Origin of the sequence: Psychromonas sp. SA13A (assembly GCF_011378715.1) — a bacterium.
In the GTDB taxonomy this organism is placed as follows: domain Bacteria; phylum Pseudomonadota; class Gammaproteobacteria; order Enterobacterales; family Psychromonadaceae; genus Psychromonas.
Genome location: NZ_WTKU01000014.1, coordinates 13,813 through 29,337, shown reverse-complemented (window position 1 = coordinate 29,337; position 15,525 = coordinate 13,813). Strand labels below are relative to the sequence as shown.

Here is a 15,525-nt window from a genome sequence, read left to right as displayed (position 1 = left end):
TCCGCATAATGCGCCCCATCGAAACGACGTACTGTTCTGCAGCGGTTGTTAAGATTAAAGTAAAAAATGGCTACATAGCTCAGCTGGTTAGAGCACATCACTCATAATGATGGGGTCCCAGGTTCAAATCCCGGTGTAGCCACCATTTACTTTACGCGGAAGTGGCGGAATTGGTAGACGCGCTAGATTTAGGTTCTAGTATCGTAAGGTGTGAGAGTTCAAGTCTCTCCTTCCGCACCATTCTTTATTCAATAAAGAATCCAATCAGAGAAGTTCAACTCTTTAAAAAAACAATTCGGCGCAAGCCAAGAGATTAAACTCTTAAAAATAGTAATTGGGATATCGCCAAGCGGTAATAAACCGCAGGATTTTAATATAGGATCTCGGCATGTTCTTAAGAGAATGAACTCTTTAAAATAACGATTGGGATATCGCCAAGCGGTAAGGCACCGGGTTTTGATCTCGGCATTCAGAGGTTCAAATCCTCTTATCCCAGCCACATTCTCTAATTCGTTTTTAACGGATTGGAATCCTTGAAGAAGGCTAAACTTGAAAGAGAATAAACTCTCTAAAATTTACAACTGGGATATCGCCAAGCGGTAAGGCACCGGGTTTTGATCTCGGCATTCAGAGGTTCAAATCCTCTTATCCCAGCCAAATTTTGCGGAAGTGGCGGAATTGGTAGACGCGCTAGATTTAGGTTCTAGTATCGTAAGGTGTGAGAGTTCAAGTCTCTCCTTCCGCACCATTCTTAACCACACCAGTTAAGAAATAAATTAACCAGCTTATTAGCTGGTTTTTTTATGCCTAAAATTTGAGAAATTGCAAAAGACTCTCAAATTTAAACTTACGAAAGTGGCGTAATTGATAAACACACTAGAATTAGGTTCAGCTATTAATACCAATGTAGTTAACTATCTAACCTACCTTACTGGTTAAAATCAAAACTACCTGCGTTGTTTTCAATCCCAATAGCTAGCTATTACTCAATCAAACGCCTTGCTACTTTTTATTTTTCCTGCGTAATATACGGTCATCTACTCAACTAGATTGGTATAGAACGCGTAAGGTGTGAAAGCTCAAGTCTCTTCATTCCGCACCATTCTTAACCACACCAGTTAAGAAATAAATTAACCAGCTAATTGCTGGTTTTTTTATGCCTGAAATTTGAGGAATTGCTAGACGCACCAGAATTAGGTTCAGCTAATCCCAAAGAACGCGTAAGGTCTGAGAGCTCAAGTCTCTTCATTCCGCACCATCTATTTTTGAATAAAGAATAATTAAATCAGTTTTTACTCCTGAAAATAAAACAGACAACAGAGGCTTGAATCTTCTGTATTTTCGTTATGAATATAGAATATTTCTATTGTTTAATTTTTTTAAACTTTATTAACAACTTTAACTAATTGATTTATTGTTTCAGACAGGTATTGTTCTATGGAATTTAAATAAATTAAAGGTATTGCGATATGGGAATGGATGAATCTATAAATGTATTTGGTGAAGCACTAGAAGTTTGTTGTGGGGACCCAATTACTGGTTTTTACCGTGATGGCAAATGTAATACCAATAAAGATGATGTTGGTTCACATACTGTCTGCATTAAAGTAACAAAAGAGTTCTTGGAATATTCAAAACTTAGAGGAAATGACTTATCTACTCCTGTACCTGAATTTAACTTTAAAGGTTTAAAGCCTGGAAATTGTTGGTGTTTATGTGCAATGCGGTGGTTGGAGGCAGAAAAAGCTAATATGGCCCCCAGAATTCATCTCACAAGGACTCACATTAAAGCGCTAGATATTGTGTCAATGGAATTACTAAAAAAATACGCAGTGGACCTAAATTAAGGCGTAAAAAAATAACTAGTTTATCGCGCATATAGCCAGCAACTTAGTAAAGTCTATCAAAGCGCTCCTTTATTAAAATTTAAATATTATCGTATAGCTATTTTAATTGATTTACTTAACTTTGTAGGTATTTCTAATTTTTATTGCGAATTTAAAAATCCTAATGCTAGTAATTTCTTTAATTTAAATAACCCTCCATACTAATAAAAAGTTATTCGCTGGCATTGGTACTTTATAAGCGAGCTGCATGCCAATCGCCCACTCTGTTAGCTCTTCGATATCTCGAATTCCACCGCAATCACTCTCAGCAAGGTGTTGATCAAAAGATCGGTTACCGTCACTTGTGTATTCACCATTAACATTAAAAGGACCATATTGACAAAACACACCGCCACTAGGTAAATGGGTTGCCACCATTTCCATCATCAACTTAGCTTCTTCACGTTGCATAATATGCGTTGTATTAGCGGTGAAAATTGCATCGATATCTAAATCTGGCCAATCATTTTTACCAAAGTGAAACTCGATAGGATCAACAATATTCTTTACCTCCTCATCTTGCTTCCATGCTTTAATACTCTTGTGATTATCAAGCATATCACTAGTGTTCCATATTAAATGCGGCAGAGATTGCGCAAAAAACACAGCATGTTGTCCTGTACCCGAGCCTATTTCAAGTACTTGTTTACTATCTTTAAAATAAATAGAAAGTTGCTCTAAGATAGGTTGCTGATTGCGTTCACAAGAAGTAGAAAAATCTTTCGACATAATAAAGTCACCAATGAAAAGAATAAAAATATTTTTAAGTTAATGTTATAAAGAAGAGCCTAATAGTAAATTTATGACCTTAGAGTTACTGTCTCGATATTAAAATTAATGTAAGGCGATCGCCTAGACAATGTAATCAAAGGAAATTATCAGCCTGCTCCTCACTTTAGCTAACACTTCGCATTAAACTGAGGAGGTTAAACTATTTTCCCGTTTAAAAATCATGTCAACAATTATGCTTATTTAAACTACACTCTGGTTTTATTAAGCAGCTAATAAAGCGAATGAAGTGTGGTCATGGGATATCACTTATTGCCACTCAAAAGTGCGGGGTCAATATTATTATCTGTACATCGACAAAGTGTTGGACACCCATAAACTTTAATTAAGATTAATACTTTATTAACAACCACTTAACTTGCTATAAAGTTAATTACCTAACCTTCTTTACCCTTCGTGTCTTCGTGGTTAATCGGCTTTTTATCTTTCTTTTGCTCTTTAAAGAATCAAGTAATCACGAAGCGAGAAATTAGTTATATTGAGCATAATAAGTATCATCGGCCTCAATATACTATGAGGGTGACTTATTTGCTTCCCCTCTACAAAATCGATTGAAATAAACAAAAAGAGCAGGACACCCACAAACTTTAATCAATATTTATACTTTACTAATAACGACTTAACGTCGTATGAAGTTAAGTACTTAACCTTCCTCACCCTTTGTTGTTGCTTTGACTTTAAAAATTAAAGCAACCACGAAGCGCTACGCTTCACGAAGAACACGAAGTAAAAACCTTAAGGTGCAAAAAATAATTATTTTGATCTTACCTTCCCCCCTCTTCGTGCCTTCGTGGTTAAACAGCTTTTGACTTTAAAAATCAAGCGACCACGAAGCAAGGCTTAAAAACATAAAAGTTATTGTTATGACCTAACCTTCTTACCCTTCGCGCCTTCCTGGTTAAAGGGCTTTTGACTTTATCTTTCTCAACCTTCAAACCTTCCTAGTTAATCAGCTTGTGATTTTAAAAGTGCAAAACCCAACAACGTTACTTTTTCACAATTGGAAGCTGTGATAATAAAATCAAGGTCGCAGAGTCATAGTCTGTTTCTGCTGTTACTTCGGGCAATGGTTTAGCTTCTGTATTATTCATTCTGGCTTCTGTGAGGGCTTTAATCGCCTGTATTCCACTATTAGCCGTTTGCAATGAAGCTTGGCCTGTTAGTAAGTTCATCGAGGCAGGTAAAGGGTTCTTAGCCCAAAAATTGATAAATGGAGTTATTAATTGTGTTTGATAATCTTGCGCTAACATTAGATAAAGCGGTAATTTACTCGCATTATCTCCATATTCAGCAGAGATAGCATCTTGTAAACTTACTTTATCATCTGACAGAATCATCCAATCCGCAGGTAAGTTCCAATCACCAAAGCGAGCTGTTTCCAACAGTGATGTTCCTGATTTATAGACTTCAGCCCAAATAGGATCGCCTGTTACTTCAGTAAATAGATTTAAAGCGGGGAATACCCAGTAGGATAAATTGAGCTGAATGCTGTCAGCGGGTAATTCAAAATCTGTTTCACTTGGTAAGATCAGCTGATAACCGAATTTTTGACGAATAAGTTTAGTTTTAATAGCATCTAACACTCGCAACCCTTCAACAAGATAAATTTGACGATCCCATTTATTTTCTGCCGCTAATAAAGCCCACGCAATAATGATATCGCCATTGCTTGCATTGCTTTGAGCAGAGATACATTGATTATCACACAGCCCTTTTTCGGTAGCCGTATATTGTTGGCGGAATAAGTGATCTTCGCGCTGCATATTTTTTTGTGTCCATGCCCACATCTCTTGAAACTGATCTCTATCATTAGAAAATACGGCAAACAATAATGCAAAACCCTGTCCTTCGCTGCTTGAGATATTATTGTTCTCACCATCAAGCGCTCGTCCGGACTCGATGAATTGTTGTTTGTAAGTAATCCAATTTTTTTGAAATGGCGTTCGCTCAAAAGAAAGAAATTTTGGTAAAAATGATATTGCAATCAACGACACAATTATTGCGATGAATATAGTTTTCTTCATTTTCCGAGGGTTCCTTAGGCTTTTTTAAGATAATGCGGTATAGAAAAACAAGTCGCCATGATAAAGCTGAACATAATAAAAAGCACCCATAATAAAAACCTTCCCCACCCTTCGAGTCTTGGCGGTTAACACGCTTTTGACTTTAAAAACTCAAGCAACCACGAAGCGCTACGCTTCACGAAGAGCACGAAGGAAAAATCTAGAAAATAATTATTTTTATCTTACCTTCTTCATCCTCCGTGCCTTCGTGGTTAAATCGCCTTTGATTTTAAAAAAATAAGCAACCACGAAGCGCTGCGCTTCATGAATAACACGAAGAAAACCAACACAGACCAACCAAATAAATATTTGAAATTTTTTGACCTTACCTTCTTCACCCTTCGTGCCTTCGTGGTTAAATCGCCTTTGATTTTAAAAATAATAAGCAACCACGAAGCGCTGCGCTTCACGAAGAGCACGAAGGAAAACAACACAAACCCATTAAATATTTAAAAAAGCTTTGGACCTTACCTTCTCCACCCTTCGTGCCTTCGTGGTTAAATCGCCTTTGACTTTAAAAACTCAAGCAACCACGAAGCGCTGCGCTTCACGAAGAACACGAAGGAAACCAACACAGACCAACCAAATAAATATTTAAAAAAGCTTTGGACCTTACCTTCTTCACCCTTCGTGCCTTCGTGGTTAATTAGCTTTTGACTTTAAAAAGCTTTTAATTTAACCATTTTTTACTTTTCGTGGTTTGCTTACTTATGCTTGAAGCTTAATCATCGGATAAGTGAATAAAAAGAAGTGACACACATTTACTAACCAATGACATAAGATTGCCCACTCTAAACGCTGGGTTTTATAAAAAATATAACCATAACCAAACCCTGCCACAGCTGAAACCAAAATGTAATTAACCCCGCCCATAAAGTGCGCCAGCGCAAAAATGCAGGCAATAATGATAGGTGCGAGTATTGCAAATCGAGCTGATATGATTTGTTGTGAAAGCTTAGTTTGCAAAAGTCCTCTAAATAAAGCCTCTTCTGCAACGCAGGTAAAAAGTAAATTGATCGCAATAAATGCCAACCAAAAATCAGGTACTTTAGGGTTAAAGCTGACAATACCAAGTAATAAAGCCACAATAAGTGTAGTTAAAATAGTGCCGATAATTATTAAAACAGGTTGTTTTAAAGCTAGTTTTTTTGAAGCTAAGCTTTTTGAGTCTATGCTCTTTGAATCTATGCCCTTTGAATCTAAAGTTCGCTGTCGTTTTGGCGCTAGCGTTGAAAAGTAGTAAGCGCTCAATAACAAACCCGCAATAGCCTTATCGAAGTTAGCGTAAAGCGTATAAGCGATAGCATCACTGCTAATTTGCTCATTAACAACAATCGGTAAGTTATTAAAACCAGGTACATAATGCAGTGCAAGACCCAATGCCGCACCTATAAACGCGATGGTTATTGCTTTGTTTATTATTGGCTGTTTTATATTGAGTGTGCCGTAATATAAAGCAACATAAAACGTAATAACCACCAGCCCAACTATATTGATATGACCTTCGAGTGCAGCACTGAGTACACTCAAAATCAATAACCATAGCCAAATTGGTTGTTTGAAGAATGTTATTTTGCAGAACGGAAACACAGATAAAATCGCTAGGCCTAAAATATAAAAAGTCATTCTATTGTGCTCATTTTTATTTTCTTGTTAATCGGCTTCAGAGTTGAATTCACTCAATGTGATAAATAGCGAATGCTAAAACACAAAAGGAGCCAAATGGCTCCTTCTTTCGATTCACTAAATAAGCATAAACTGATTATGCGAATTTAAGCTAGTTACTTACTATTTATTTAGCGCAGCATTAAAACGATCAAAACCTGCTTCTAAATCGGCAATTAAATCATCAGGACTCTCTAAACCAATATGAACACGGATCAAAGGTTTACTGCTATCCCATTTGGTCACAGTTCTAATCTTATCGATGCCCGATACACTTAAAATTAAGCTTTCAAATCCCCCCCATGAAAAGCCCATTTTAAAATGATGCATATTCTCGACTAAAGCCGTTAAAGCATGACTATTACCTTCTTTTAACACAAAGGAAAATAATCCATTTGATGCGCTAAAATCACGTTTAAAGAACTCATGCCCAGGACAAGATTCAAAAGCAGGATGGCGAATATGATCCACTTCTGGACGTGTTGCTAACCAGTTGGCAACTTGTAATGCATTCTTTTCATGCTGCGCCATTCTCACACCTAATGTGCGCAGGCCACGACTGGCAAGGTACACATCATCCGGTGACGTACATTGCCCCATCAAATAACTGTTTTCACGTAACTGTTCCCAATGTGCTTCATTCGAGGTCGCAGTCCCCATCATCACATCGGAGTGTCCTACTATGTATTTGGTAGCCGCTTGAATAGAAATATCAACGCCCATATCAAATGGACGAGAGTTAATTGGTGAAGCCCAGGTATTATCTAACATCACTACCACACCGTGCTCGTGGGCGATTTTACTTAATGTCGGTACGTCTTGAATTTCCATGGTGATTGAACCTGGAGATTCTAAAAATAATACTTTGGTATTGTCTTGAATAAGGTCTTTAATGCCAGCACCAATCATTGGGTCATAGTAGGTGGTTTCGATACCAAAGCCAGCGAGTAAAGTGTCACACAATGCCCGCGTTGGTTCATAAGCACTATCAACCATTAATAGATGGTCGCCAGATTTTAAGAAAGATATAAGTGAATTACTAATTGCTGCAGACCCCGATGGATATAAAGCGGTACCTACGCCACCTTCTAATTCTGAAATGGCAGCTTGAAATGCAAAATGTGTTGGTCCACCACGGCGACCGTAAAACAATGAACCGTTTGCTTTATTTTTTGCAGCAAAACGCATCTCTTCCATGGTTTCAAATGTCATGGTAGACGCACGCACTACCGGTGGATTAATGACGCCATTTGCCCATTTTTTATCACGGCCTAAAGTTACTATCTGCGTTTCTTTTTTCATTTTACCAACCCATCCCATTATTAATAAAGCATTGAAGAATATGATTATATGTTACCACTTCAAATGAAGATAAACAGCGACAAAATTATCATAAGATAGTCTCGATAAATTAGCTTACGGTGGAGAGAAGAAGGTATAATCGTTATTTATATTTTTAGACAAGATAGGTTAAGCATGCAGTTTGAAACGCACTTTATATTAGACCGAGCACATTATGGCGAATGCTTTGACCAATCGATGTTATTAAAAGGGCCACAAAAGCCGCGTTTTGTGTTTATGGCAGGTTTAATTTTAGCTGGTTTGTTTTTTTTGTTTGCAACTGAAGTGCAAGGTTTACTGGCATGGTTTTTCTTTGGCATTGCAGTATTAGAATATTTTAGCTTTAAATACCGTCGTTCATGGTGGTTAATGCGACAAATGATGAGTAAAAACGCAGGTAACAAAATCACCCTTATTTTCGATGAACAAGGTATTGAAAATAAAAGTGTTTACATCAACAACCAATTATCTTGGCAGTCTATTAATAGTTTTTGCGAAACAGATGTGGGCTTTATGCTGAATTTAGAGCAAGGTGGACAACAATATTTGAGTAAATCTTGTTTAGATGCACCTATTCAAGATTATATTCAAAAGCAGTTAATTGGTAAAAAGATGACTGCCCCATCGCAAATTAAGTAATCAGTTATCTATCACACAGGCCCCTTTAGTGATTTTGTTTTACAAACTCTAGGAAGGTTCGGTCAGCTATAGATAAGTAGCCTTTCTTCCTCCATGCAATGGAAATATCAAGGAAGATAGGCTCTTCAAAAGGAATGGAAATAATATCGGGCTCTTTTTCAGTCGCGAGTTCAAGTAAGGCTGAAATGGCAAAATCACGTTTTACAATCTTCAGCATAACCGCCAGTAAATTAGTCTCAAAGGAGAAGTTAGCCGTTAATTTTTGTTGCCGGCAAATATCATCTAATATTTCACGGTGAAAGTACCCCTGCTTAAACATGATTAATTCTTGAGAAAAGAATTCTGCAAAGGAAAGTGACTTTTTATCGGCAAACTCATGTTCAGTATGCACCACAGCTACCATTTGTGAACGGATCAGATGTTCTGAATCCAATGCTTCCGGCAAGTTACGCGCTTGAATAATCCCTAGGTCAATATCGCCATCGAGTAACATTTTTTGTATCGACTGCGCGCCTGCTTCAATCATCACCAGTTTTAATTTAGGATAGCGGCTTTTAAATGCCATTAGTACATCGGGAAAATAATAGGAGCCCATGATACTGGGCACACCTAAGCGCACTTCCCCCTTCTCTAGCCCTCTTAATTCTTTCATGGCAAGCGTTGCATCATCTAATTGTTGAATGATCTGTTTTGCATGACCCAGCAATATTTCACCTTCATGAGTAAGCGTAATTTTTCGTTCATTACGACGAAACAGATCCAGCTCTAGTTGTGCTTCTAATTTTTTAATTGCAACACTCAAAGCAGGTTGTGCGATATGAAGCGCCTTAGCGGCATGGGTGATATTTTGATACTTTGCTACTGCGGCAAAATAGGTGAGAAGTCTTGTATCCATACTATAACCAAAAACTATTGAAGTGATAATTATTATATATTTTCACTATTCCAAGTAACTTGCTACTGTTTTGCTCTTGTTTCCTATTGGTGATCACGTTGATGATTGAGTTTCGCAGTAAAGCCTATTATAAAGTCAGTGCCGCACTCGCTTTTGGTTCATTTTTAGTATTTTGTAATCTCTATTTATTTCAACCTATGTTACCCGTTTTAGCGGATCACTTTGCTGTATCGGCTACCCACATCAACTGGTTATTAGCTGCGGGCACCTTGACCCTAGCATTAATGTTATTACCTTGGGCCTTTGCCTCTGAACGAATAGGCCGCCGCAAAGTGCTGCTAATTAGTTTGTTTTTATTACCCGCCATTGGTTTAACTTCATTATTGACTGACAGTTTATTATTACTGACCATTAGCCGTGCTTTAATGGGCATGGCACTGGCTGGGTTCACCGCTGTTGCTGTTGCTTATATGGCTGAAGAGTTTTCAGCAAAAGCTTTTAGTCACGGCATTGGTGCGTATATCAGTGCCAACTCTCTGGGGGGAATTTCTGGGCGTTTGTTTGGTGGCATGCTCACGGACTATTTCGACTGGCAAACGGCGGTGGCTTGTATGGCGCTGTTAAGCTTAATTGGTGCGGTAGTGGTTGCTTGGGTGTTACCTCAACCTAATCAGCAAAATACAATACAAAGCAGTCCTTTATCTCAATACCATCATATTATTATTGAGCATTTAAAGAATAAAAAAATCTATTTTGCGATGTTAATTGGGGGTGTCAATTTTGCCATATTTATTAATTTATATACGGTGACAGGGTTTCGCTTGGTCAGTGAACCTTATGCGATGCCTGTTAGTATCGCGGCGATGATTTTCTTATGTTACTTATCGGGAACGGTCAGTTCTCGCCTAGTGGGGATATGGTGTCAACGATTTAGCCCTATTACAGGTATGTTAGCTGGTGCAATAATGGGTTTATTAGGCATGCTAGTTGCTAGCCATGATTCCTTAGTGGTCATTTTTATTGGCTTAAATTTATTAAGTTTTGGGGCTTTCTTCACCCACTCTTTAGCTTACGGTTGGGTTAGCCAACAGGCAAAAAGATCTAAAGCCACAGCGACTGCGTTATACCTAGTGCATTATTATGTTTCCGGCAGCTTAGGCGGTTTCTATCTTATTTACTGCTGGCAACATGGTGGATGGACGCAGGTAGTGATTGGGGCGGGGTTATTATACGCAGTTGTATTTTGGTTATGCTGGCGTTTAGGCCATTTTGTGCATGACAAAAAAGAACACACCTTGCAGGCGGTACAGTAAGTTATTTACGTTATTGATTAAGGTTATTTATTAGGAGCCTTTATTAAAGCTATCTAAGGTAACAATAGGTAGCGCACCATAGGCGACTTCTTGATAAGGATGCGCCTTGATTAATGCGCTCAATGCGGCTTTAAGTCGATTTTCTTTACACACCATTTCAACTCTGTATTCGTTTAATTTGCTTAACTGATCTGGCTGTCCAATATGCGGAGTCGCATTTTCTGATGGCTTAAATTGTCCTTGCCCTAAGATTTGCCAAGCACATTGTTGATATTCGCCAAGGTCACCCGCTCCCGCATCAAACATCGCTTTTTTCACGGCATCGAGTGCATTTTCAGGTACATAAAAATAAATTTGATACAGCATATATTCCCTATATTTTTACGTTAGCGAGTTTTAGCACTTGCTCGCTTAGCAATGATAAAGCCCCCCCAGCAAGGCAAACAAACGATCATAGTTGAGAGAATATCAAACCATGAATGGTAGTGTAAAACGGTCATCAACCAGCCATAAATGAGGACACTAAGCAATGCATAAAACCCGACACTATAACTAAAGCTTAATAGCGCACAGGCTATCACCATTACCGCGGCGGTATGGGAACTAAAGTTAGCCCCCATTGCTAACCACCATCCAAAATGAAACTCTATGAAAGCGAAACCATAAACAGCCAGATAAGCAATGATAAAAGATAACGCTAAACTTTTACTCATCTTTGTTCTTAAATAATACACACAAAATAGCGCTAATAGAGGCGAATACAAATCGGCAATAATCGCTAACATATTAAACTATCTCTAGTGTACTGAGGCTGTGTTTTAATTATAGAGTCTGGCTGCACTTTAGGTCTCTGGCTGTACTTTAAAGCTCGGCTTTAGCTTTAGAATAATCAACAGTATGATCGCAATTACCCTGTTGTTCACAATCATTAACACCGTCATGGTCAAGGTCCCAGCTTTCATGGATCGCGGTAATACGTCTAAAGGTCGCATTCTTATCATCCTTCGGATCTAATGCCACCAGCTGTAATGTTATTTCATTTTGTTGTGTTGGGTATTGTGCTGCCATTTGATCTGGGCCTAGACTTTTAAAGTTAACCTGGATTGAGCCTTCTTGTACAAATACATTATTTTTCACCACACTACTTTCTTTTAATGTAATTTTTTCTTCTTTAATGCGGTTCCCCAATAACACAGAACTTAGGTGTTTGGCTTGCTGGCTAGTAAAATCATAAGAAAAAAGTCCAACATAAACAAACACACTATTCCCAGCAGTATTGATAATAAAAGGTGCTGCAAAATAAGTAAGGTCTTTGGTGTGCTTATCTAACAATGTTAATTTGCTGATATTGAGGTAAACAGATCCACGATCATAAACGGCCTCATTACCGTCGCTAGCCGCTTTTACCAAGGTTTCATAATGACCGCGAAAATAAACGTAATCCTCTATTTGTTCAACTTTATCCAAGCTAACTAAGCGTTCGCTGTCAGGGTAAACAATAGCAACCGGATGAGGTTTAGATAAAGATTGGAATATCACCTGTTGTGTTGGGGTTTTACACACGGCTTCTTGTGCATCCCATAATCCATCAATATTGGCACAGGCTTCGGGAGTGTTAGCGCGATTTTGCAAAAAATAAGCAACTATCATAATCAACACTAGGCCGAGTAATACTTTATTCAAGGTTGTAAACATAGTTATTCTCTAAACTTATAAGGTAAATTAATATCAGACAACACGCGTAAAAAGTCACCGGTTATTGGCGCGTGTACCTCAATTTTTTGATCTGTTTTAGGGTGAGTAAAACTCAAGTATGCAGCATGTAATAATAAACGATGGATAGCAAAGTTCTCTCTGAACATAGTATTGTGTTTACCATCTCCGTGCGAGGTATCACCAACAATAGGGTGACGCAAATGCTTCATGTGTCGGCGTAATTGATGTTTACGTCCGGTTTTAGGTATTAGCTCCATCAGTGCATAACGAGAAGCGGGATAAGGGCCAACAGCAATTGGGATTTCAGTTTTAGCTAAACAGCGGTATTCAGTCACGGCCTCCTGCGGAGGTTTGGTCATATCGGCTTTTTTATCTGCTATTTTATCGTACTGATATTTCAGGGGGTAATCTAAAATCCCTTGGTCGAGATGACCTCGAACCACGGCAAGATAATTTTTCTCGGTAGTTTGATCGATAAACTGCTGCATTAAATGCCTTGCACTGTCTTTGTCTAATACAAATAACAATACACCTGAAGTCGGTCTGTCTAAACGATGTACTGGATAAACGTGTTGACCGATTTGGTCACGCAGCTTTTGCACAGCAAACTCGGTGGCGTGGGTATCCAACCAACTACGATGTACTAGCAAACCAGAAGGTTTGTTGATCGCAACGACATAATCATCTTGATATAAAATTTCTAACTCAGGTGTATTGCTTTGCACACTAATATCCTGTTGCTCAGCAACCGTGGCTAACATGCCCTCTATATTATCTAGGTTGTCTAGATGGTCAAAATTGTCAGTTTTTTCAAGGTTTTCAGGCTGTTCCAGATTGTCTGATTGATCAAGGGTGTCAGGCTGTTCAAGGTTGTCTGGGCTTTCAATGCCTGCAGTTACTTTTTGTTGCGTCATATTATTCACTTACTAATAAATCGATTGTCGACAATAATTTAAAAATGGCTACGTCGTTAGGCAACACCTGAGCCGCCATCGGCGCAATACAGAGTGTCGATGGTAATGTTGATGGCTGTTTTAGCATCTGTTTAAAACGCACTAAAAAAATAAACTGCAGCCATTGTGGAAACGTCAAAGTATCAATTGCAAAAGGTTGAACACTGGCTAATTGTTGTTGGCTGGGCGCTTCATCTTGCCAGTATCCTCGATGCTTTAACAGGAGAGCGAGTTGCTCTAATAAGTCCAACAGTTGGTGCGATTTTAGCAGTGCAGACGTTACAGGTAGCGATTGATTTAGTGTATTTGCAGTTGACATGATTTAGGCGCCTATATAATAAGCGGCTAATATACCCGTGATACCTCAAGATGCAAAGTCAGCGCGAAAATTAACATTCACTCTACCAACCCATCTTATTAATAATATTCCCCAACTGTTCACTCCATGTTGTCGTTTCTTTTTACCCTTCGTCAAATTTATCATTGATGCAGCATCTTTTAGTTATGTTCTAGATGATTAATGTTTTATATAAAAAAGACTATTGTCCGTTTTGTGATCAACTAGATTCTTTTAAAATCAAATCAGCTAAAAAACCACAATTGTTGACAATATTGTTGATAATCATATTTAAAGGGTTACTATTTACGCATAAAACACAAATAGTGTTAACAATAAGAAGAGTTATGATAGAAAACAAAGACCCAATAAAATCAGATAATTTAACGGCTCGCTTGATAGAAGCAATCGTCAATGGTGAATATCCGCCGGGAAGTAAAATATCTGAACCAGAGTTAGCACGTGTCTTTGACGTGAGCCGAGGCCCTTTGCGTGAAGCAATGATGCGTGTTGAATCATTAAATTTAGTGGAACGCGTTCCTCATGTAGGTGCTCGCGTTGTCACACTGAGCTTAGACAAACTAGTAGAAATTTATGCAGTACGTGAAGCACTAGAGGGAATGGCGGCGAATCTTGCTTGTAAATATATTACCGATGCTGAAATAACAGTATTAGAGGATTTATTAAATCGCCATCAATCACATATAGAACAGGTTGATGGTGCTTCATATTTTTATCAACAAGGCGACTTTGATTTTCACTACTTGATTATTCAAGCCAGTAAGAATCACCAATTGATCGCACTATTATGCGACCAGTTATATCACCTAGTGAGAATGTATCGTTATCAATCGCCTCGTTCGCACGCTCGCCCTGAAAAAGCCTTATACGAACATTTTGCTATTTTGAACGCAATCAAAGCACGCGATCCGGAATTAGCGGAAATGTTAATGCGCAGACATATTAAAAACAGTCGACTATTAATTGAAAACGAATTGTTAGAGGAGTAACACCATGAGTCCAGGTAAAAAATTTAGACAAGCCATTAGCAATAATAAACCACTGCAAGTAGTGGGCACCATTAATCCATATTGCGCAATGATGGCAGAGCAACTTGGTCATCAAGCGATTTATCTTTCAGGTGGCGGTGTCGCTAATGCCTCTTACGGCTTGCCTGATTTAGGCATGACCTCTTTAAATGATGTGATTGCAGATGTGCAGCGCATTACGTCAGCCTCTAGTTTGCCTCTATTAGTGGATATTGATACTGGCTGGGGCGGCGCATTTAATATTGCAAAAACTATTCGTGATATGGAAAAAGCAGGTGCAGCAGCGGTTCATATTGAAGACCAAGTAGCTCAAAAACGTTGCGGACATCGTCCTAATAAAGAGATTGTTTCAACGCAAGAGATGGTTGACCGAATTAAATCAGCCGTTGATGCTCGTACTGATAAAGATTTCTTCATCATGGCGCGTACCGATGCGTTCGCTCAAGAAGGGTTAGAAGCAGCCATTACACGAGCACAGGCTTATGTTGCTGCAGGCGCCGATGGCATTTTTGCTGAAGCGATAAAAACTGAAGAACATTACCGTGCATTTGCAGCCGCATTAGATGTGCCTATTCTCGCCAATATTACTGAATTTGGTGAAACTGAATTATGGAATAAACAGCAGTTAGGTGAATGGGGTTGCGCAATGGTGTTGTACCCACTGTCAGCTTTTAGAGCGATGAATAAAGCCGCTGAATTAGTCTATAAAACACTATTAGCAGACGGTGACCAAAAAGCAGTGATCGATACCATGCAAACACGCATGGAGCTTTATGATTATTTAGGTTATCACGATTACGAACAAAAGTTAGATGCCCTCTTTTCTAGTGAAAAGTAGCAATTAATAAATAATAAGTAACAGATAACAAATACGGCGAG

General features: G+C 38.5%; 15 protein-coding genes and 5 tRNA genes. 10 read left to right on the top strand and 10 right to left on the bottom strand.

The window, feature by feature from the left end; translation table 11 throughout:
- Positions 1-68 precede the first annotated feature (68 nt).
- The 6 genes from GQR44_RS12880 to GQR44_RS12855 all read left to right on the top strand — a co-directional run bounded on the left by GQR44_RS12880 (position 69) and on the right by GQR44_RS12855 (position 1,847).
- Positions 69-145 (top strand) — tRNA-Met (locus GQR44_RS12880).
- Positions 146-155: 10 nt separating this feature from the next.
- Positions 156-240 (top strand) — tRNA-Leu (locus GQR44_RS12875).
- 184 nt (positions 241-424) lie between these two features.
- Positions 425-499, top strand: a tRNA-Gln gene (locus GQR44_RS12870).
- Between the two features lie 83 nt (positions 500-582).
- Positions 583-657, top strand: a tRNA-Gln gene (locus GQR44_RS12865).
- Positions 658-663: 6 nt separating this feature from the next.
- Positions 664-748, top strand: a tRNA-Leu gene (locus GQR44_RS12860).
- A 721-nt stretch (positions 749-1,469) separates the two neighbouring features.
- The gene (locus GQR44_RS12855; protein WP_166372168.1) at positions 1,470-1,847 is read left to right on the top strand and encodes a DUF2237 domain-containing protein; all 378 of its coding nucleotides are present in this window, start codon (positions 1,470-1,472) and stop codon (positions 1,845-1,847) included.
- Between the two features lie 183 nt (positions 1,848-2,030).
- On the opposite strand, the gene GQR44_RS12850 is transcribed toward GQR44_RS12855, so the two are convergent.
- The 4 genes from GQR44_RS12850 to GQR44_RS12835 all read right to left on the bottom strand — a co-directional run bounded on the left by GQR44_RS12850 (position 2,031) and on the right by GQR44_RS12835 (position 7,705).
- Positions 2,031-2,615, bottom strand: coding sequence for a DUF938 domain-containing protein (locus GQR44_RS12850; RefSeq protein ID WP_205963066.1), 585 nt, complete (start codon positions 2,613-2,615; stop codon positions 2,031-2,033).
- 1,046 nt (positions 2,616-3,661) lie between these two features.
- Positions 3,662-4,699, bottom strand: a complete 1,038-nt coding sequence (locus GQR44_RS12845) for a glycosyl hydrolase family 8 (RefSeq protein ID WP_166372167.1) — start codon at positions 4,697-4,699, stop codon at positions 3,662-3,664.
- Positions 4,700-5,446: 747 nt separating this feature from the next.
- Positions 5,447-6,364, bottom strand: a complete 918-nt coding sequence (locus tag GQR44_RS12840; RefSeq protein WP_166372166.1) for a type II CAAX endopeptidase family protein — start codon at positions 6,362-6,364, stop codon at positions 5,447-5,449.
- Between the two features lie 162 nt (positions 6,365-6,526).
- Entirely contained in the window at positions 6,527-7,705 is a 1,179-nt protein-coding gene (locus GQR44_RS12835; protein WP_166372165.1) for a cystathionine beta-lyase, read from the bottom strand.
- A gap of 174 nt (positions 7,706-7,879) precedes the next feature.
- Between GQR44_RS12835 and GQR44_RS12830 the strand changes: the two genes are divergently transcribed.
- Positions 7,880-8,383: a YcxB family protein gene (locus GQR44_RS12830; RefSeq protein WP_166372164.1), complete on the top strand. Its 504-nt coding sequence runs from the start codon at positions 7,880-7,882 to the stop codon at positions 8,381-8,383.
- A 25-nt stretch (positions 8,384-8,408) separates the two neighbouring features.
- Here GQR44_RS12830 and GQR44_RS12825 read toward each other — a convergent pair whose 3' ends face one another.
- Positions 8,409-9,278 (bottom strand): LysR family transcriptional regulator, encoded by an 870-nt coding sequence (locus tag GQR44_RS12825; RefSeq protein WP_166372163.1) that lies wholly within the window; start codon positions 9,276-9,278, stop codon positions 8,409-8,411.
- Between the two features lie 101 nt (positions 9,279-9,379).
- Here GQR44_RS12825 and GQR44_RS12820 point away from each other — a divergent pair, with 101 nt between their 5' ends.
- Positions 9,380-10,591, top strand: coding sequence for an MFS transporter (locus GQR44_RS12820; RefSeq protein WP_166372162.1), 1,212 nt, complete (start codon positions 9,380-9,382; stop codon positions 10,589-10,591).
- A 30-nt stretch (positions 10,592-10,621) separates the two neighbouring features.
- Here GQR44_RS12820 and GQR44_RS12815 read toward each other — a convergent pair whose 3' ends face one another.
- The 5 genes from GQR44_RS12815 to GQR44_RS12795 form a co-directional block, all read right to left on the bottom strand.
- A complete protein-coding gene (locus GQR44_RS12815; RefSeq protein ID WP_240923654.1) occupies positions 10,622-10,957 on the bottom strand; it encodes an NGG1p interacting factor NIF3 in 336 nt (111 codons plus the stop codon).
- Positions 10,958-10,977: 20 nt separating this feature from the next.
- Positions 10,978-11,304 (bottom strand): hypothetical protein, encoded by a 327-nt coding sequence (locus tag GQR44_RS12810; RefSeq protein ID WP_166372161.1) that lies wholly within the window; start codon positions 11,302-11,304, stop codon positions 10,978-10,980.
- A 148-nt stretch (positions 11,305-11,452) separates the two neighbouring features.
- A complete protein-coding gene (locus GQR44_RS12805) occupies positions 11,453-12,286 on the bottom strand; it encodes a hypothetical protein (protein WP_166372160.1) in 834 nt (277 codons plus the stop codon).
- 2 nt (positions 12,287-12,288) lie between these two features.
- Positions 12,289-13,221: a tRNA pseudouridine(65) synthase TruC gene (gene truC, locus GQR44_RS12800; protein WP_346774353.1), complete on the bottom strand. Its 933-nt coding sequence runs from the start codon at positions 13,219-13,221 to the stop codon at positions 12,289-12,291.
- Between the two features lies 1 nt (position 13,222).
- Positions 13,223-13,579 carry a YqcC family protein gene (locus tag GQR44_RS12795; protein ID WP_166372159.1) on the bottom strand — a complete coding sequence of 119 codons (357 nt, stop codon included), beginning with the start codon at positions 13,577-13,579 and terminating at the stop codon, positions 13,223-13,225.
- Between the two features lie 365 nt (positions 13,580-13,944).
- Here GQR44_RS12795 and GQR44_RS12790 point away from each other — a divergent pair, with 365 nt between their 5' ends.
- Positions 13,945-14,607, top strand: a complete 663-nt coding sequence (locus tag GQR44_RS12790) for a GntR family transcriptional regulator (protein WP_166372158.1) — start codon at positions 13,945-13,947, stop codon at positions 14,605-14,607.
- Positions 14,608-14,611: 4 nt separating this feature from the next.
- Positions 14,612-15,484 carry a methylisocitrate lyase gene (gene prpB / locus GQR44_RS12785; RefSeq protein WP_166372157.1) on the top strand — a complete coding sequence of 291 codons (873 nt, stop codon included), beginning with the start codon at positions 14,612-14,614 and terminating at the stop codon, positions 15,482-15,484.
- The last annotated feature ends 41 nt before the right edge of the window (positions 15,485-15,525 follow it).